This is a genomic window from Chryseobacterium sp. SNU WT5 (assembly GCF_007362475.1).
GTDB lineage: Bacteria > Bacteroidota > Bacteroidia > Flavobacteriales > Weeksellaceae > Kaistella.
In genome coordinates, this window is record NZ_CP041687.1 from 494,556 (window position 1) to 514,778 (window position 20,223).

The following is a 20,223-nucleotide window of genomic DNA, read 5'->3' on the forward strand; positions in this document are numbered from 1 at the left end:
ATTTTTAATGTTTATAATTATTTTATGTTAACGTTAATATCCAAATTTATGCCGAAATGATTTTTATCATCTTGTAATTAAAAAATTAAAAAATCTTAAAGAACCTTCAATCAACACCCCGCAGTTAGTATCAGAAAGCAATAGAAAGATATTTTATGCAAGATTAAAAAGAAACCGAATTTTTTTTCGAATATTTTCAGTTCATATCAAGTTTTAATCTAACCAGCTAAGCTGAAGAGCCTATTTACGATGGCCCTATACCTATTTATACTCGATAAAAATTCCGTATCTTTGCACACGAAAATTTAAATAAATTAAATTATAATGCACTCAATACGGAGTGCCAAAGACGAACAAATTTTATGAATGCTCCACAAGCAATTATTGAAAAAATTCAATTAAGCGATGGTAGAGAAATCACCATCGAAACAGGAAAATTAGCGAAACAAGCTAATGGCGCTGTAGTAGTAAGAATGGGAGGCACTATGCTTCTTGCAACAGTTGTCGCCAGCAAAGATGCGAAACCAGGTGTTGACTTCTTACCGTTAACAGTAGATTACAGAGAGAAATTTTATTCAGCAGGAAAAATTCCGGGAAACTTTTTCAGAAGAGAAGCAAGACCATCTGACGAAGAAATTTTAACAATGAGATTGGTTGACCGTGTTTTGCGTCCACTTTTCCCATCAGATTTCCATGCAGAAGTTCAGGTGATGATTTCCCTGATTTCTTACGATAAAGAATGTATGCCAGAATCTTTGGCAGGATTAGCTGCTTCTGCAGCAATTGCAATTACCGATATCCCTTTCAACGGACCAATGTCTGAAGTTACCGTAGCGAGAATCGACGGTAAACTTGTTGTTAACCCAAGTATGGAAAATTTAGCGAAAGCTGATTTGAACATTATGGTTGGTGCAACAAAAGATTCTATCGTAATGGTAGAAGGTGAAATGGAAGAAATTTCTGAACAGGAAATGATCGAAGCGATCAAATTCGCACACGAAGAAATTAAAGTTCAGGTAGCAGCTCAGGAAAGATTAGCGGAGAGAGTTGGAAAATCTCTTCCAAAAAGAGAATACACGCACGAAGATCACAACGAAGAAATTCGCGAAAAAGTTTGGGCAGCAACTTATGATAAAGTGTACGAAGTTGCAAAAACTCCTTCTGCTAAAGAAGAAAGACATGATAACTTCCAGGCTATTTTAGAAGAATTCTTAACTCAGTATTCTGAAGAAGAATTAGAAGTTGCAAAACCTTTCGCAAAAATCTATTTCCACGATGTAGAAAAAGAAGCAATGCGTCAGATGATTTTGAACGAAAAAATCCGTTTGGATGGAAGAACTCCGGAAACGATTCGTCCGATCTGGTCAGAGGTTGACTATTTACCAGGAGCTCACGGTTCTGCAATCTTTACACGTGGAGAAACTCAGTCATTGACTGCAGTAACTTTAGGATCTGTAAAAGATGCAAACATGGTGGACACGGTTGCCATCAACTACGATCAAAAATTCTTCTTACACTATAACTTCCCACCGTTCTCAACGGGTGAAGCAAGACCTTTAAGAGGAACTTCAAGAAGAGAAGTAGGTCACGGAAACTTGGCTCAAAGAGCTTTAGCGAAAATGATCCCTACAGAAAACCCTTACACCATCCGTATCGTTTCTGATATATTAGAATCAAACGGTTCGTCTTCAATGGCGACAGTTTGTGCTGGAACTTTAGCATTGATGGATGCCGGTGTTCAAATTTCAAAACCAGTTTCCGGGATTGCAATGGGATTGGTAACTGATCCAAAATCAGGAAAATTCACGGTACTTTCCGATATCTTAGGAGACGAAGATCACTTAGGTGATATGGACTTCAAAGTAACGGGAACTGCAGACGGAATCACGGCTTGTCAAATGGACATTAAAGTAGAAGGACTTACCATGGACATTATGGAAAAAGCATTACTTCAAGCGAAAGACGGAAGATTGCATATTCTTAATGAATTATTGAAAACTCTTGACGCTCCAAGAACAGATGTGAAACCACACGCACCGAAAATGGAAGTATTGGAAATCTCCAAAGATTTCATCGGAGCGATCATCGGACCTGGAGGAAAAATCATTCAGCAAATGCAGAAAGATTTCGAAACAGTTATCGCGATTGAAGAAATTGGCGAAATCGGTAGAATCGAAATTTCTGGTGTTAGCAGAGAAAATATCAATGCAACGATTGCAGCGATCAACGAGATCTGTTTCGTTCCTGTAGTTGGAAACGTGTACAACGGTAAAGTGGTTAAAGTAATGGATTTCGGAGCATTCGTAGCGATTGCAAAAGGAACAGAAGGTTTACTTCACATCTCAGAGATCGAATGGAAACGTCTGGACAAAGTTCCTTACAACGAAGGCGATATGGTAGAAGTGAAATTCATGGGTTACGATGATCGTAAGAAAATGAAACTTTCAAGAAAAGTTTTGTTGGACAGACCAGCTCGTGAAGAGAGACCACAAGGAGATCGTCCTCAGGGAGATCGTCCTCAATACAATAACGACAGACCGAGAGAAGATCGTCCACAAGGCGACAGACCTCAAAGAAGAGATGACCGTCCGGAAAATAACGGACCACGTCAAGAAGATAACCAGAACTAAGAAGATCTGAGATTATATAGAAACTCCCAAAGTAATTTGGGAGTTTTTTTTATAATTTATAATTCCAGAAATTTCTTCAAAACTTTTTTCGTATCTTTTTTTTAAATTAAAAATATGTCCAACATCTTTTCCAAAGTCAGAAACGCTATCGAAATATTTAAATCAATTGATCTTGATGAACTCTCCAAAATATCCGGAAAAGTAGACCTCCCAAAAATGATGGAAGGTTTTTCTAAAATGAATGATAAGCAGATCAAAATGCTGATGCGTGCGATTGATCCGGAAAAAAAGAAAAAAGATTTGCCACCTGTTGACGGCGATTTCTACGATGTGTTCGAGACTTTGACGCCGGAACAGAAAGAGATTCAAATGCGCGTTCGGACTTTTATGGAAACGGAAGTAAAACCTTTGGTCAATAATTATTGGTTGCACGACGAATTTCCGTTTGAGATCATTGAAAAATTTAAAGAACTCAATGTTTGCGGCGTGACTTACGAAGGTTACGGTTGTCCGGGTTTACCTTTTTTAATGGAAGGCGTTCTCGCGATGGAAATGGCCAAAGTTGACGCCTCGATCGCTACTTTTTTTGGCGTTCAGTCGGGACTTTCAATGGGCTCGATTTATATGTGCGGTTCTGAAGCACAAAAAGAAAAATGGTTGCCGCAAATGCAGAAATTTGAAAAGATCGGCGCTTTTGGTTTGACAGAACCGGAAGTTGGTTCTGGCGCGGCGGGAGGTTTAACTACGACCTGTAAAAAAACACCGGAAGGTTATATTCTGAACGGACAGAAAAAATGGATCGGAAACGCCACTTTCGCAGATGTTATTATTATTTGGGCCCGAAGTTTAGATGATGGCGAAGTGAAAGGTTTTATCTTAGAAAAGGACAATCCTGGTTTTAAAGTTGAAAAAATTAAAGGAAAAATGGCGCTCCGAATTGTTCAAAACGGTTTGATCACTTTGACCGACTGTTTCATTACTGATGAAAATAAATTAGAACACGCCAACTCTTTCAAAGACACCGGAAATGTCTTGCGCATGACCAGAGCCGGCGTGGCGTGGATGGCGACCGGTTGCGCAAGAGGCGCTTACGAAAGTGCTTTGGCGTACACTAAAACCCGCGAACAGTTTGGGAAACCCATCGCCTCTTTCCAGATGATTCAGGGACATTTGGTAGAAATGCTTTCTAATTTGACAGCAATGCAAACCATGGTTTTCCGTTTGTCTGAAATGCAGGATGAAGGAATTTTAAAAGACGAACACGCTTCGCTCGCCAAAGTTTTCTGCACCATGAGAACCCGCGATATTGTTTCCCGAGCGCGTGAAGTTCTGGGTGGAAATGGGATCTTGCTGGAATATGATGTGGCGAGATTTGTTGCCGATGCCGAAGCCATTTATTCCTATGAAGGCACGAAAGAAATTAATTCTTTGATTGTTGGTAGAAGTATTACGGGGTTTAGTGCGTTTGTGTAAGGCTGACACCATCTTTCCCGACTTGCTTTTATAATCATTATAATAAATGTTTCACTGCAGAAAAGATTCTTACTTTGCCTAAGGAATTTCCTATTTTTAAAGAATAAATAACTTTCCCACAAAATCCAATGCTCAACCTCAACCCAGAAATATTCGAAGCTTTTCAAAAGAAACTCAAAACCGGTAACCGACGAGGTGTTCACCTCAACGCTATTCCCGGAAATTCGCGGTATAAGTTGGATCTGGCGCAGCTTTCGGAAATCCATAAAAGTTTACCAGAACATTTCATCGTAGACCTTCTGACGCAAAAGAATGTTTCCTTTAAATTTTCGATCCATGATCGAATGGTAGATGAAAATCCGACTGATGTTCGACGTCTTTCTTTTGAGGAAGAAGACCCAGACGAAGTAATAGAAAATTCTAGTGGAAGTCGAAATTTGGAGGACGAAGAGCAGGATAAAAAAAAGGAGAAACTATCTCGGAAATTAGAAAATCTTATTTTTCAGAACGAAGTTATTTACTCTGAAAAAGGAGTCAATTCTTTGGGATTTGGTTTTCCGATACTGATCAGGAAAGATGTTTCAGACGGCCAGATCTCGGCTTCTCCCCTACTCATTTGGTCGATCAACATCAAGCCGACCAACGAAATGAATACCTGGGAAATCAGTCGGGCGGAAGATGATCCGATTTACCTGAATGAAGTGCTCATCAATCATTTGCAAGGGGATTCTGGAGTTGTTTTAAACCAACTCTCAGCCGAAATGCTGTCGGATGGTAAAATTGATAAGCCGGAACTATTCAATATTTGCGAAACCATTTTAAGTCAGTTAAAAGTTACGCAGAATCTGGATTTCATCATGAATAATTATGCGGAAATTCCGGCCATCAAAACCAAAGCTGTTTACGACACTTTACTTCCAAAGAAAGGCGACGCTTTTATTATAAAATCAGGGATCTTTTCTATTTTTGAAGTCCAAAAGCAGAATATCATTAACGATTATGAGGTTTTAAAAAGCAACTTTACACCTTTAGAAGGTCCGTCAAAAGTTCCATTTCAATCCATCACTTCCATCGAAACCGATCCTTCGCAACAGGGAATTTTGGAATCGCTGAAAAGTCAGAATAAAATTTTGATTCAAGGTCCGCCGGGAACTGGGAAAAGTCAGACTTTGACGGCAGTTTTGGTGAATGCTTTGGAAAACCAACAGAAAACCATCGTGGTTTGCGAGAAACAAACGGCGCTGGAAGTTCTTTATAATGCGCTCCATAAAATGGGTTACGCGCGTTATTGCACGATGATCAAGGACAGCATTTCTGATCGGAAACTGGTTGTAAATGCGGTAAGAAACACGATCGATCCTGCAGATTTTAAAAAACCGATTCAATTGTATTCTTCCCAATCTTTGATAGACCAGATCGCGGAAATTACCGATCATCAAGAAAATGTAAATGCGGTCCACCATTTACTCAACAAAGAATTGTTGCCAGAGAAAAACTGGACTGAAATTGTGGGAAATCTTTTAGAGTTTAAAAATTCTAAAGAAACGGTTGATTTACAAAATGCAGCCTTTTCATTTTCGACCGAAGAGTTTAATGAAATTGAAACGGTATTGAATGTTGGTGCTCCACTCTATCAGGAATATCAACCTTTTCTTGAATTATCATTTCTGAATACGGAGAAATTAATTCAGGAAAATTTCCTTAGCAGTTTACAAAATTTAGCTACTTCTTTCCAAAGCTATCAAACTTCCTGGAACGAAATCCAAACGTTGATTCGTGATTTTCAACCAATCTATATTGCTAAGAAAAAACAGGAATTTGCGCAAAATTTACAGAAGCTTACGTCTTTAATCAACGAAACAGAAATTATTACTTCGACCTTAAATTCTAATTCTGACGAGTTTTTGCCAGAAGTAATCGAGAGCTTCTTCTACAAACTGGGAGCGCTTTTCTCGTCTGCCAAGAAAAAGAAAATTCACACCCAGAAAAAATTAATCGAAATCTCTTCATCGATCAAGGAAATCAGTTTGAATCCTCTTTTCCCTTCCATTGAGATCTCGGGAAATCTTTGGAGCAACAAAAATGAAATCCTTAGTTACCGTCAGAAAGCTGAAAGTGCACAAGCGGAATTTTCATCCAACATCGACGAAAATTATCAAGCATTGGATTTTATGAATCTTTTTGATTCAACTATTTCTGACCGACAGACAGAAACTATTTCACAAAAAATTCAGAACCTGAGGAAGTCCGTATTAAATGACCATTGGATCAAAAATACGGTCATTGGAAATACATATCAAAATACGAAAGACCTGATCACTTTAATTTTAGATCAGTATTCAGCAGTCCGCAATCATGCTGAAAATCCTTTATTGGCAGAATACAATTGGTTTTCGTTTTATGAAAACTTATCTTCATTTCAAAAGAATTTATTGGATCAATTATATCCACTTCAGAACTGGAAACCTTCTTTTCTTTCCGCTTATTTTCCCCTTTTGCTAAAACATCACGCTGACCAAAAACTCAATTTCAATGAGCAGCAATACGCAGAAATTATTAAAAAATTAAAAATATTTGGTTTCACGCAGAAAAGTTTCATCGAACAATTCTGGAATACTGCTCAACAGGAAAGCGTGAAAAATTTTGAGAAAAACAATAAAGATATTACGGTTGCGAATCTTTATAACAAGCGCAGCAGCATAAACCACACGCGATTAACTTTGCGACAAATTGCCCAAAAAGACATTGATCTTTTCACCACTTTCTTTCCGATCATTCTGACAACACCGGATGTTTGCAGCAATCTTTTTCAGAATAATAATTTATATTTTGATTATGTGGTTTTTGATGAGGCGAGTCAGCTCAAACTCGAAGATAATTTGCCGGCTTTGCTGAAAGGAAAAAATATCATCATCGCCGGAGACGAACATCAAATGCCGCCGTCGAACTATTTCAGTAAAGTTTTTGACGGTTCGATAGAAGACGAGGACGAATTGGAAGGAGAAAACGATGTGATCACCTATAAAAATGCAATGTTGAATATCGAATCTTTGTTGGATTTCGCCATGGAAAACAATTTTGAAAAGAACCATCTTGATTTTCACTACCGATCCAGGCATCCGTATTTAATTGATTTTTCTAATCACGCTTTCTATAATTCCAGACTAAAACCACTTCCGGCACAATCCCGAATTAATCCGATCGAATTTTTTCAAGTGAACGGGATTTTTAATGATCACATTAATGCGGAAGAAGCGGAGAAAGTGATTGAAATATTAGAAACGATTGAGCCTAATAAAAAGGGGAAATATCCATCGGTAGGAATTGCGACGTTTAATATTACGCAAAGAAATTACATTAAAAGAAAGATCGTTCAGAAAACCGGCCTTCCAGAAAACGAAGCTTTTAAAGAAAGGATTCAAGGTTTGGAAGAAGCTGGACTTTTCATTAAAAATCTCGAAAATATTCAGGGTGATGAAAGAGATATTATTATTATTTCGACGACGTATGGACGAAAACCAAGCGGGAAGTTTGTGCAGAGTTTTGGGCCGGTGAATCATTCCAAAGGTTATAAATTGTTGAACGTGATCATCACCAGAGCCAAAGAAAAGATCTATATCTGCAACTCGATTCCCGAAGAATTCTTTATGAGTTACAAAGATGCGATCGAACAGGAAGGTGCCAATAATAGAAAAGCGGTTTTCTATGCTTATCTGGCGTATTGCAAAACAGTGAGTGATCAAAATGAAACGCAAAGAAATGAAGTCCTCAATGTCCTGGATGTTTTCGGACATAAAGCTGCAGCTGAGAAGGATGATGAGACCAACCTGTTCATTAATGAGATCCACGATCATTTACAAAATAGATTTCCGGACTTAGCAATTTCTAAAAACCATCATTTTGGTGGATATATTCTGGATCTATTGATTGAAAAACCTGAACAAAAATCAATCATCGTTGAATGCATGAGCAAAGAAAAGTACGACGGTAATCTGGGTTATCTGGAAGACTTACACAAAGCGAAGATCCTGCAGAATTCGGGATTTGAATATGTAAGAATTTGGAGTCAGAACTGCTGGCAAAACTTAGATGCAGAAATACAAAAAATAGTAAAAAAGATCGCATGATTTTAGAACAAATAAAAAACAAGCCCGAAAGTATCGATTTTAAAGAAGTCATCAGTTACATTGATGAACATTTCGATTTCACACCGACAAAATTCAACAATGGAAATACGATCAATGAAGTCAATCAGAACAATGGTTCCTGTAAAGTGTTCAGTTTTGCAAAGTTGAATCATTTATCGAAAGAGGAAACTTTATCGTTATTTGGAGATTTCTATAGAACTGATGTTTTGGGGAATCCAAACGAAAATGACCATCAGAATATCAGAAATTTTATCGAGTTTGGCTGGGATGGAATTTCATTCGAGAATGAAAGTTTAAAAATGAAGAAGAATGTCTAATCGACTAAGAGATTTCTGAAAAAACCACCTCTTTCAAGGTGGTTTCATTTATTTAAAGTTGCTCAAATCTCGCTTGAAAGAACCTCAGATATTTCGGTTCGTAAATCATTTTCAAACCTTTGATCTGGTTTCTTCTTTCGTAAACTCGGGCGGTAGATTCTGCAATCACATCCATGTGTGCTTGGGTATAAACCCGACGTGGAATCGTAAAACGAACCAACTCTAATTTTGGATGGTAATTTTCACCTTTGGAATTCCGACCAGCGGAAACAATTCCCCTTTCCATGGTTCTGATTCCAGCATCCAGATAAATTTCTGCCGCCAACGCTTGTGCGGGAAAATCATCTTGGGAAACATGTGGTAAAAATTGTTTCGCATCAACAAAAATACCATGTCCGCCAATTGGCGTTACGATGGGAACACCGAATTCTCTCATTTTATCGCCCAAATAAAAGACCTGACCAATTCTAGCTTTCATATGTTCCTCTTGTACACTTTCGTAAATACCAATCGACATTGCCTCCATGTCGCGTCCAGCCAAACCGCCGTACGTATGAAGACCTTCATAAACGACAACGAGATTACGTGCTTCTTCGAAAATATCGTAATCATTTAAAGCTAAGAACCCTCCGATATTCACCAAAGCATCTTTTTTACCACTAAAGGTTGCACCATCCGTATAACTACAGATTTCTTTTACGATTTCAGCGATTGTTTTCAAACGATAACCTTCTTCCTTTTGCTGAATAAAATAAGCATTCTCAGCAATTCTGGTCATATCAAGCATCACCTTAATTCCTTTTTCCTGCGTGTATTTCCGCACTGCTTTTAAATTTTCCATACTCACGGGTTGTCCACCCGCTAAGTTCACGGTTACTGCAACGCAGATATAAGCGATTTTTTCAGCTCCATATTCCTGTACTAATTTTTCCACCTTGTTTAAATCCACATTTCCTTTGAAGGGAAACTGAGATTCAGAATCATGAGCCTCGTCAATAATCACATCGTGAAAAACGCCGCCTGCCAATTCCTGATGTAATCTGGTCGTGGTGAAATACATATTTCCGGGAACAATATCTCCAGCCTTAATCATGATTTGTGAAAGAATATTTTCTGCGCCACGACCTTGGTGTGTTGGTACTAAATATTTGTAACCATACACTTCTTTCACAGCTTCTTCCAAATGGTAATAATTCTTACTTCCCGCGTACGCTTCATCGCCAAGCATCATCCCACTCCACTGCTGATCGCTCATCGCGTTGGTGCCACTGTCCGTTAAAAGATCAATGTATACCTCTTCGGATTTTAGTAAAAAAGTATTGAATCCAGCTTCCAGTAAAGCTTTTTTCCTTTGATCTGCGGTAGTCATTTTAAGCAGTTCGACCATTTTTATTTTGTAAGGTTCTGCCCAGCTGTCTCTTTTTGATACCATATATTTGTTTTAATAATTAAATAGAATTTTTTAGGTGAACTCAGGATGAATCCACTTCGGTCATGTTAGAAAAACAAATAAAGTTAAGTCGGTTTTCGAAGAAATTTTTTGAAGAGAATTAATGAGAAGAGATCCAAAAACAATTCGGATAATTTCAGAAAAACCAATTGATCGATTCTCATTTTTATAATTCTATGAAACAAATGTAGCGAAAGAATATGTGAGTAAAATCTGATTTGAATCATATTTGGCAAAGTAATTGCAAATAAATCTCGAAAACAAACAATATGAAACGATCAATTTTTAAAAGACTTTTGATTTGGGTAGCACCTCTTGCAATTGGATATATCGTCAAGAAATTCCAAAACAGAAATCAGCAGGCAGTTGCCAAAAGATAGTCATCAAAAAAAATTCCGTTTCAATATCGAAACGGAATTTTTTCTTTTATAGATCGTAGGAATTTACTTCCCGATATTCTTTCAATAGGTTTTCAAATACTTTTTCAACAGACAGAATTTCATGAATTAAAGCGGAGACCTGTCCTATTTCCAATTCGCCTTCTTCTAAATCGCCTTCGAACATGCCCCGTTTTGAACGTGCTCTACCGAGACTTTCTTTTAAGGCTTCTACGTTTCGTCCTTGATCATACAACTTTTCTAAATCGTAATAGAATTTATTTTTTACCATTCTTACGGGTGCGAGTTCTTTTAAAGTTAAATGAGTATCGCCTTCGTTTAAAGTGAGAATAGTATTCTTCCAGCTGTCGTGTGAACTGGCTTCTGTGGTAGCGGCAAATCGAGATCCGATCTGTACTCCATCTGCGCCTAAAATCATGGCTGCTTTCATTTGAGAACCCAAAGCAATTCCACCCGCGGCAATTAAGGGTTTTGAGATATGTTGTCTTACATTAGGAATCAAACAGAACGTTGTTGTTTCATCACGTCCGTTATGGCCGCCAGCTTCGAAACCTTCGGCGACAATGACATCAACGCCGGCATCTTCGCATTTCATGGCAAATTTGGTTGAGGAAACAACATGACCGACTTTTAAACCTTCTTTCTGAAGAGCCTCCGTATATGTTTTCGGATTTCCGGCGGAAGTGAAAATGATCTTCACGCCTTCCTCCAAAATGATCTGAATCACTTCATCTAAATTCGGATAAAGCATTGGCACATTTACACCGAATGGTTTGTCCGTGGCTGCTTTGCATTTCTGAATGTTTTCGCGTAAAATATCAGGATACATACTCCCCGCTCCAATTAAACCTAAGCCGCCGTTATTTGACACCGCAGAAGCCAAACGCCAGCCAGAATGCCAAATCATGCCACCTTGAATGATGGGATATTTTATTTGAAAAAGATTGGTGACTTTATTTTGTTTATCATTCATTTCTTTCAACTTTTTGGCTACACCAAAATCTAAAAAATTACTCATGTGGTAAATTTAATTAAATCAATGAAGAGGAAAAAATGTTGGAGTAGAAAATTAAGATAGGAACGGAAAGACTTGGAAATGTAAAATAGTCTAAAAATGCAAATCTTTAATATTTAACCGCAAAAGAAACAAAAGATAATTGAAGAAAAAGAATTTCAAAAGAATACAAAAAAAGCAAAATGCTTACTGCATGCATCTTTTTACCTACTTTTGATTAATCTACTACACCGAAGGTTTTGATGAACTCTTATTCTTTGTAATTTTATAATCACCCAATTTCCCGTTCCAGTTTTCACCATACGTTGTAAATTCGATATATAAAATTTTACCATCAGTGATATCGATAACATAACCTAAACCATGTTTTAAAGTTTTTATTTCTATATTTTCTTCACCGCTAAACAAGGCGTTGACATCTTCAAAATCTAGGTTTTCCTCGGCATTCACATATTCAAAATCAACCTGCATTCCGGTTTTGGTGATTATTCTTTCCTTCACTTTAAGATAGGAAATATGAGATTTCAAAGAAGGATATTTTTCTACTAAACCATTTAAGAGTGTTGATTCAAGATTGTTTAACTGGTCCATAGTTTTGTTATTTAGGATTATTGCACTCAAGGTGCAAATATAAAAATAACATCTTATAAAATTCTGCAACTTGAAGATTGTAAGATATCAATTAAAAAATAAAAAACGGTTTGAGAATAAACCCAAACCGTTTTTGTTTTAAACCTTATTAAAGTCATTTTAGCTCGCTATGATAAATTACAGAATCTAAAATCTATAATTTTAATTTTAGGCTTGTTTAATAAATTGTGCATCAATAACTAATTTCACTTTGTCTGAAACGACAACATTTCCTGCCTCTGTAACTGCATTCCAGGTTAAATCAAAATCCTTTCTGCTGATTTCTCCGTTTAATTCAAATCCTGCTTTGGTTTGTCCGTAAGGATCAATAGCTACACCATTTAATTCTACATCTAATTCTACTCTTTTAGTGACATCTTTAATCGTTAAATTTCCAATTAATTTTTGGCCGTCAAAAGAGTCAGAAACAAATTTCATATCTGGATATTTTTCTGAACTGAAAAACTCATCAGATTTAAGGTGGGCATCTCTATCTCTGTTTTTAGTGTTGATTGAATTAATTTTTGCATTGAATTTAAAAGAAGCATTCTTGAAACTTTCATCATTTGCATCGATCGTTGCATCAAAATCTTCAAAATTACCCGTCAATGTTGAAATCATCATATGCTTTACTTTGAAGTTAATTTCTGAATGAGCGTTGTCTATTTTCCAAATCATTGTAATATATTTATAGGTTAACATTTATATCATGCAAAATAAGGGAAAACTAAAAACCGTTACATTGATGTAGGATAAGAAATTAATTATCACAACATGATACAGGTGAATACCTGAGGAATAAAAAATGCCAACAAACATGTTTTGATAGCAGCACTGACCTAATCTCAAGAAGAATTTAAAAGTTTATCACCAAAAAAGTCCATCGAAATGCCCAACTGATGGATCTTCCCCAAGGAAATTTCTGGCAATTTTATCACTATGAATTAAACCATTCCAAAAATCGAAATATTCTCTTTGCTAAAAAAGAACCTCTCTTAAATCACTTTAAAAGAGGTGTTGGATCTTATCTCATTTTTTGGAGTAATTGGATAATTGAAGGGTTGTGCAACGGCTACCAATGATAGCAGAATTTTATTATTCTTTAATAAATTTTAAAATTTTTCCACTTTTAAATTTCAATAAATATAGCTCTAGAACGAGTATTAAGGGAAAAACCAGAGTCAGTCACCTGGCGGATAAAAAGATGAAATCGTTGCTGCATATGGTTTCACTCACTGGCATTAAATATGATCCTGAACTGAAAGATTACTACACGCGCAAAAAAGCGGAAGGAAAGCACACGATGCTGGTTTTAAACAACATAAAATGCAAAATTGTGTACAGAATATTTGCGGTAATTCAACGAGAATCAAACTTTGTCAATCTGCATAAATTTGCAGCGTAAATTTTGTGGGATTTGTTTGGTTTTTGTCATAGAATATGTTCAAGCAACACCTTCGGTGAGCGGTAACTGCTTTTCAAAAATAGTCTATTTATTGTAAAATCTCAACTTTACCTTTCATTTAAAAATTTATATTATGAAAGGGAATTCGATTTCAATTAAACCGCTGAATGATAGCGGAAAGTTTTGGTTGCAAAAAGCATTGCAATTGATGCAAATTCAAGAATATGGGAAGGGAAGTGTGCGGAGTTACCTCCAAGAACTGACTTTACTTTTTAAGCATTACAATGATCTCAAAGTTGAAGATTTACGCCAAGCACACATCGAAAAGTATTTGATTTTTATTAAAGAAAATCACAAAGTCGGTCGAGCCAAATGCCGAAGTGTAGCCCAATCTTGCAGTTTTTTCTTTAAAAAAGTAATGCCCAGCAATTACATTGTTCCGAGTAATCTGTACCCCAAAAAGCAATTTATTTTGCCCAACATCATGACGGAAATGGAGGTAGAAAAACTATTTAAAGCACCTCTCAATCTAAAAGAACGTTGTGTGGTGGGCTTGCTTTATCGTTGTGGGTTGCGGATTTCTGAGGTTTGTAATTTGAAAATCCAAGACATCGATAGTTGCAACAGCCGAATTAAAGTCATTCAAGGAAAAGGCGGAAAAGATCGTTCTACCTTGTTGCCACAGACTTTATTGGAACAACTCCGCGCGTTTTATATTGTCGAAAATCGTCCGAAAGAATACTTTTTTACCAGTCCGCAGACCCGAAAACAACTTCATGTTCGCAGTTTACAAGTGGTGGTGAATGGTGCGATGCAAAAGGCGGGTTTCCAAAGTGGACGATTTACGGCGCATACGCTGCGACATTCCTTTGCGACTCACTTGCTTAATCAGGGCAATAACATTCATGTTATCAAGACTTTGCTCGGTCATAGCAAGTTGGAAACCACGATGATTTATCTGCATTTGCAACATCATACCCAACTCGGAATTGTTTCTCCTTTGGAAAAATTAAATGATGTAACAACCGCAAATTAAGCAGTTACTGCAAAGTAAAATCTTCAATCATCCAAGTGCGAAACGCTTTAATTTATACAGTCAAAATGTGCTGCAAAAATTGTCAGATTGCCATACGGTTCGGTTGGGAATGCATGTTTACGGCTGTAATCATTGTCACCATCAACATTACCAATTTCACAGTTGCGGCAACAGACATTGCCCCAATTGTGGAGGCTTGAAACGCGAACAGTGGCTGCAAGACAGGATGAGCGAATTGCTACCGACAGCTTATTTCCATATCGTTTTTACCATTCCTCAGCAGTTGAGAAGTCTGGCGATGGGGAATCGGAAAGCGGTTTTCAAATTGCTTTTTGAGGCAGGTACTTACACTTTGAAAACCCTTGGAAAGGATGAAAAATATTTGGGAGGAATACCTGGAATCATCAGTGTTTTGCATACCAATGGGCAGGATTTAACTTTTCATCCTCATGTTCATTGTATTGTAACGGGTGGTGGACTTTCAAAAGAGGGAAAATGGATCACTCAAAAAAGAGAAAAAGGTAATTTTCTTTTTCCCAGAAGAGCGATGGAAAAGATCTTCAAAGGTTATTTTTTGGCGCAATTAAAGGCCTTAAAAACGAGTGAAAATCTAAAAATAAACAACGAAAAAGAGTTCGACAAAACGATTGATGAAGTGCAATTCATCAAATGGAATGTTTACGCCAAAGCACCTTTTGCAGGTCCCGAACAGATTGTGGAATATTTGGGAAGGTACACGCACAAAGTGGCGATCAGCACGTATAGAATCACTAAAATCAGCGACACCGAAATCACCTTTAAGTACAAAGATTATCGGGACAAAAATCAACAAAAACTAATAACTTTGAGCCATGCAGAGTTTTTACGAAGATTTGAGCAACATATCCTGCCCAAAGGTTTTGTGAAGATTCGGCACAGCGGATTTTTGAGTCATCAAAACAAAACAAAACAAAACGGCTGGAAAGTATTTGTGCACAATTGAAAATAGCGGCTCCCAAACCCAAAGTAGAACTTCCGGTTTCGGTTTTGGCAGCCATGAAATACGGCATTGATATTACCAAATGCAGTATTTGCAAAATTGGAGCGCTGGAATGGGTTGCAACTTACGTAAATGTCGCAAAACAGGGTGTTCATCTAGTAAATGCTGCCAAATTACAAAACCGAGGTTCACCAAAGAAAATCCCCCGTAACCATTAAAAAGTGTAACAAAACCCGAGTAAAAAGCCAACCGAATTTTCCCCAAAATCTCTTATTTTGGGTAGGGGGATTTTTGTTTAAAACGCAAAGTAAACTGCTGGAAACAGAGCACTTTAATGCATTAAAACGGTTTAATTCTACAAATTAAAGAACGCCCAAACCTACAAAACCACCTATGAAAAATGAGTGGCGTCGCTGAACACCGAATAGCAAAAAGGCCTAACATTTTTACGTGTTAGGCCTTTTTTCTATTCGGCATAATGTTAGCAGAAGTAGTTTTTTACAGAAAAAATCCCCCGACTAATTTTACAAATACTTCTCTATCTCCAATCTTATAAATTGTTAATACGCTTCCATCAGAAAGTTGTTTCATTTTTTGGTCAAATTGTGCTCTTGGTCCTGATTGTATTAATTTTTCAAGTTGTTGTAAAACTTCTCCTGCCGTTAAAACACAAATCGCCGTTTCCTCACTTTTTCCGTCTCCACTTTTTTTTATAGTTTGTATTATTAACTCTTTTTGTTTGGAACATAAGTCTGCTTTTTGATTTTCATTTAATGCGCTGTAAATATTAACCATATCATCTAACAGATTTTTATTAAGAGGATTTTTTAAATATTTTAATTGTGCCTCTTTCACGATTTTTTCTGCCTTACTTTTAGATAATTTTCTGTGAGCAGGTTTCCAAAATGTTCCTGATTCACTATTGTAGCTTCCAATTGTATAATCAATTTTCACAAATTTACTTCCGTAGTAAAGTTGATTTAGTTGATCTTGCGTTAATTCAGAAGGATTTGATTTGAAAATCTCTAAAAGTTTATAAAAATTTTCTTTAGGGTTTTCAGTAACATTTTTTTTAATTAGTTCAGTATTAATCTGTGCAAATGAAAATGTAGATATTACACTAAAAATTAAGATTAGAATCGTTTGTTTCATATTGTGAAGAGTGTTTGGAAACTATTTCTGCTAACGGCCAGCTCGGCTTTGTCGTCGTTCTGAAAAGAAGTTGCAAACTTCTTTTCGGAATGCGTCAAAGGCGACTGTTGGGAGAACGTCGTGCGAAAGCAACGATGGTTTCCCGACAGTCGGCGAAGCCGAGCTGGCCGTTGGGAAAAATCGTCCCAAAGGGCGATTTTTCCCAACGGTCTAGTGTATGAGCAGTAGCGGATTAAAACCCACTAACTTTTCGGTTAAACACTTACCTTTATTAATATTCATTTCTTTTCAATTTTGCACTAAACCCGCTATTGTTTATACACATTGTTACCTGCTGGCTTTTTTCCGTTCAGCTTGGTTTTCAGCGTTGGCAAAGACATACTCTTTTGCAATTTTTGGCTTGTGTGTTGGCTGGCGCGAATTGCAAATGTGTATGGCTTTTAGCGTTGGCTTTTTACACAAAATCCAATGGTTCAAAATCAATATCTTGATTCGAAACAGAATCATAAATTTTGAATGTTCCTTCTTCTAACCACACAACTTTAATATTTTCGGAAGTACAAAATTCAATTAAACTGACTTGTGGCTTTTGAGAGTAGACCAAAAATTCTTTAATGTCCTCGTATTCCATTTGCCGGTTTACGATTGAAAACTTATAGTATTTAAGCTGTCCAACTCCTTTAATAGTTTGTTTTTCTTGGTCAGACATTGAACTTAAAATAGTTTTAATTTCAAAAACTAAAGCTGTTTCTTCCATTGTCGACAAACAATCAAACTTTCCTTCATAAAGTTCAAATGCTCTTTCTTCGCAGAACAGTCCAAGTTGTCTTACGATTTCTTGATGTTCTGCCAAACGTTGCTGACGAATTCTAATCGATTCTGTATAATCTATACTAACTGTAGAAATTGTATTAAAAATTGGGTCGACAGCAATTGTACCTGAAGTCACAGGTCTAAATTGTGAATAGAGAACTCCTTCTGCATTTGTTGCATCAGGTGGAATTTCTGTGGAAATTTCATCCTCTGTAATAACAATTCTACCTATTGGAAAAGCATTGTTTCCTCTTCTAACAATATCTCCTAATTGTTCTGCAATTCCAGGAAGAATTTTAACAGCATTTCTAGCCATTGATACAGAAGTTCCTGTAGATTCAAGAATTTCTTCCAATGACAATTCGGAAAGTTCAATTATTCTCTCGTATTCTTCAATTGAATCATTTTCAGCTTCTAAAGCCAGCATTAATTTTTTTGTTTCTATTCCAGATTTATCTTGAACAAGTTTTAGTAAAATTCTATATGGATGACTTATTTCTCCATCTGTACCCTCAACACCTAATTGAATAAAAGCGTTCCTCCATAATTCTTTTCTAATATTTTCGTCTGGTATAGACAAAATTTGAATCGCACTTGGTGTAAGTTCTCCTGATTTGTTATCATAAACAATTAAAAACCCAATTAATTTAAAGAATTTAATAGTTTCCCTTGCTGCCGTATGATAACCTCTATTTGAAGGTGTCTTTGCACTTTGTTCTAATAAATATTCTTCAATAGTTAGTCCTTCACGACCTGGATTAATCACACCATTCCTTAAAAGTTGTTCTCCAAGGTTTTCATCTCTTAAAGGTGTTTCCTCCTCAATTAACTGCAAGACAGTTTGTAGTGCCTCAAAATACTTATCAAGATTATTGAATTGGTGTGGTATGTTTTTCATTGAATTAGCAGAGATTAAATTTCTGCTAATATACCATTTGTATTAATTTCTATCTCAATTTGATTCTCGACATTTAATTCTTCCAAGCGATTATTTGCGATTTTAATGTAGTCTCTGTTTTTTTCGAAAGCAATAAAGTTCCTATGGTTTTTTACGGCACTTACGCATTCGCTACCAGAACCACCAAAAGGAATTAATACTAAATCATTCTCGTTTGAAAAATGTTTGATTATTCTATCGCAAATAGCCAATGGTTTTTGAGTTGGATGGTCAACTTTTTCATTTGCAAATCTTTTACCTGCTAATACAGGAATATTCCAAACATCTCCAGCGTGTTTTCCATCAGGGTTTGGTGTCCAAACTTTACCATTTTTGGTTATTTTGTTTTTTAATCTTTCCTTGCTTTTATATGGCTCTCTTATTTGATGATAAGTATAATCATCAGTTTTTGAAAACCAAAGTATAGGTTCATAATTTGCCGAAGGCGAATTTTTATAACCTGAAAAACTATTTTCATAATGCCAAATTATTTGCCTTCTGTATTTTAAATCTTTCTGATATAGATATACTTGAAGATGACATAAATAATGGTGGATGCCATAAATGAAAATTGAACCAGTTGGTTTTAATTTCGTGATTGCAACATCAAGCCATTTTTTTGACCACTTTATCCATCCATCTACATCATCCCAATTATCTGATGAATTTCCAAAATCCTTGTTGAGATTGTAAGGTGGGTCAGCTATTATTAAATCAATTGATTCATTTTCTAATTTCTGCATTTGCTTAATGCAGTCTCCGTAATGTATTTTGTTAGTCTCAATCATCTTTCTTGATATTTTGAAATATTAAAACGTTTTGATGGTGCATATTTGGAACGAATGAAAAAGGATAGCCGTAAGGATAAATACTTTTGTGTCTTTGATACAATATTTTAATTCCTTTCAAAACGAAATTTCCTTTTTTCTCCAACTCATTCGCTAAATCAGCGTGAAAAGTATAGTATTTCTCTTTTTTTCTAAAATCGCTTACAATTACGCACATATACTTTCCAGATTTTAATGGTCTTGAACAGTCGTTGAAAAATTTTGCAAGTGTTGATAAAAATTTGTCATAATCCTCAATGTTTGCCAAGTCCTCATTATTCTCACTATACTTGTGGTCTAAATCATTTTCAATTCTTTCCTTTCCTTTATGGTCAATAGTTTCTAAAATGTTCCAATATGGTGGGCTTGTCGCAATAAAATCTATTTCATTTTTTTTAAACTTTTTAATTTCTTTCTGACTATTTCCATTTATCAAAGTTTGTTTAGTTTTTAATGGATAATCGTCAGGAACTTCCAATTCAATTCGTTGTAATCCTAAATCGTGGTATTTAGGATTTAATTCAATACCGTAACCAAATCTATTATTGAAAGCACAAGCTTTTACAGTTGAAGCAACTCCAGAAAAAGGGTCAAGAACTTTATCATTTTCTTTAGAAAAGAATTGAATAAGTCTACCAACGTCTTGAAACGAAAAAGGTGCAGGATGCTGTTTTTCAATTTGCGCATCCTTATTGCCTGCACCTAAACCTTTCTGACTGAACACAGTTATAGTTTCTGGCAGCCATTCTTTGGCTGTTAAATCATTTAATCCATTATTTAAAGCAAAAGCTGATTTCTCATTTGGAAATAGAATTGCGTTAGCTTTCTCAACATCTCCTTTTGAATGAAATAATGCAACTTCATCCCACGCTTCAATAAATCTATTTGGGATTCTCAATTCAATTCTTTTTTCAAAAAACTCCTTGAGTTTGGATTTCGCAAGTTTATTAAGTTCAGCTTCTTTAACTGGAACAACTTCTTTTCTATCTTTTTTATATAGTTGATATTTCATC

Annotated in this window: 16 protein-coding genes; 8 read left to right on the forward strand and 8 right to left on the reverse strand. The window is 36.2% G+C overall.

Annotated elements, in window-relative coordinates; translation table 11 throughout:
- The first annotated feature begins 362 nt into the window (after window positions 1–362).
- The 4 genes from FNJ88_RS02365 (at window position 363) to FNJ88_RS02380 (ending at window position 8,568) form a co-directional block, all read left to right on the forward strand.
- The gene (locus FNJ88_RS02365; RefSeq protein ID WP_143851560.1) at window positions 363–2,630 is read left to right on the forward strand and encodes a polyribonucleotide nucleotidyltransferase; all 2,268 of its coding nucleotides are present in this window, start codon (window positions 363–365) and stop codon (window positions 2,628–2,630) included.
- A 114-nt stretch (window positions 2,631–2,744) separates the two neighbouring features.
- A complete protein-coding gene (locus FNJ88_RS02370) occupies window positions 2,745–4,103 on the forward strand; it encodes an acyl-CoA dehydrogenase family protein (protein WP_143851561.1) in 1,359 nt (452 codons plus the stop codon).
- 128 nt (window positions 4,104–4,231) lie between these two features.
- Window positions 4,232–8,230, forward strand: a complete 3,999-nt coding sequence (locus FNJ88_RS02375; RefSeq protein WP_143851562.1) for an AAA domain-containing protein — start codon at window positions 4,232–4,234, stop codon at window positions 8,228–8,230.
- Window positions 8,227–8,568 (forward strand): HopJ type III effector protein, encoded by a 342-nt coding sequence (locus FNJ88_RS02380; protein WP_143851563.1) that lies wholly within the window; start codon window positions 8,227–8,229, stop codon window positions 8,566–8,568. The genes FNJ88_RS02375 and FNJ88_RS02380 overlap by 4 nt, the downstream gene beginning before the upstream one ends.
- 52 nt (window positions 8,569–8,620) lie before the next feature.
- On the opposite strand, the gene FNJ88_RS02385 is transcribed toward FNJ88_RS02380, so the two are convergent.
- From FNJ88_RS02385 to FNJ88_RS02400, 4 genes are all read right to left on the reverse strand, one after another.
- Entirely contained in the window at window positions 8,621–10,000 is a 1,380-nt protein-coding gene (locus tag FNJ88_RS02385) for a tyrosine phenol-lyase (RefSeq protein ID WP_143851564.1), read from the reverse strand.
- Between the two features lie 444 nt (window positions 10,001–10,444).
- Window positions 10,445–11,389, reverse strand: coding sequence for an NAD(P)H-dependent flavin oxidoreductase (locus FNJ88_RS02390; protein ID WP_143853856.1), 945 nt, complete (start codon window positions 11,387–11,389; stop codon window positions 10,445–10,447).
- A gap of 267 nt (window positions 11,390–11,656) precedes the next feature.
- Window positions 11,657–12,022 (reverse strand): hypothetical protein, encoded by a 366-nt coding sequence (locus FNJ88_RS02395; protein WP_143851565.1) that lies wholly within the window; start codon window positions 12,020–12,022, stop codon window positions 11,657–11,659.
- Window positions 12,023–12,229: 207 nt separating this feature from the next.
- Window positions 12,230–12,739, reverse strand: a complete 510-nt coding sequence (locus tag FNJ88_RS02400) for a YceI family protein (protein ID WP_143851566.1) — start codon at window positions 12,737–12,739, stop codon at window positions 12,230–12,232.
- 526 nt (window positions 12,740–13,265) lie between these two features.
- Here FNJ88_RS02400 and FNJ88_RS02405 point away from each other — a divergent pair.
- From FNJ88_RS02405 to FNJ88_RS02420, 4 genes are all read left to right on the forward strand, one after another.
- Complete coding sequence (locus FNJ88_RS02405) at window positions 13,266–13,466, forward strand: hypothetical protein (RefSeq protein WP_143851567.1); 201 nt, start codon at window positions 13,266–13,268, stop codon at window positions 13,464–13,466.
- Between the two features lie 133 nt (window positions 13,467–13,599).
- Window positions 13,600–14,502: a tyrosine-type recombinase/integrase gene (locus tag FNJ88_RS02410; RefSeq protein WP_143851568.1), complete on the forward strand. Its 903-nt coding sequence runs from the start codon at window positions 13,600–13,602 to the stop codon at window positions 14,500–14,502.
- Between the two features lie 79 nt (window positions 14,503–14,581).
- A complete protein-coding gene (locus FNJ88_RS02415) occupies window positions 14,582–15,484 on the forward strand; it encodes an IS91 family transposase (RefSeq protein ID WP_262711461.1) in 903 nt (300 codons plus the stop codon).
- Window positions 15,481–15,699, forward strand: a complete 219-nt coding sequence (locus FNJ88_RS02420; RefSeq protein WP_143851570.1) for a hypothetical protein — start codon at window positions 15,481–15,483, stop codon at window positions 15,697–15,699. The genes FNJ88_RS02415 and FNJ88_RS02420 overlap by 4 nt, the downstream gene beginning before the upstream one ends.
- A gap of 280 nt (window positions 15,700–15,979) precedes the next feature.
- Here the strand turns inward: FNJ88_RS02420 and FNJ88_RS02425 are convergent, their stop codons facing one another.
- The 4 genes from FNJ88_RS02425 to FNJ88_RS02440 all read right to left on the reverse strand — a co-directional run bounded on the left by FNJ88_RS02425 (window position 15,980) and on the right by FNJ88_RS02440 (window position 20,222).
- Complete coding sequence (locus FNJ88_RS02425; RefSeq protein WP_143851571.1) at window positions 15,980–16,633, reverse strand: DUF4919 domain-containing protein; 654 nt, start codon at window positions 16,631–16,633, stop codon at window positions 15,980–15,982.
- Window positions 16,634–17,087: 454 nt separating this feature from the next.
- Entirely contained in the window at window positions 17,088–18,344 is a 1,257-nt protein-coding gene (locus tag FNJ88_RS02430) for a hypothetical protein (RefSeq protein WP_143851572.1), read from the reverse strand.
- A 14-nt stretch (window positions 18,345–18,358) separates the two neighbouring features.
- Entirely contained in the window at window positions 18,359–19,171 is an 813-nt protein-coding gene (locus FNJ88_RS02435; protein WP_143851573.1) for a DNA-methyltransferase, read from the reverse strand.
- On the reverse strand, window positions 19,164–20,222 hold the full coding sequence (locus tag FNJ88_RS02440; RefSeq protein ID WP_143851574.1) for a DNA methyltransferase: 1,059 nt from the start codon (window positions 20,220–20,222) through the stop codon (window positions 19,164–19,166). Before FNJ88_RS02440 ends, FNJ88_RS02435 begins: the two co-directional genes overlap by 8 nt.
- Window position 20,223 lies beyond the last annotated feature (1 nt).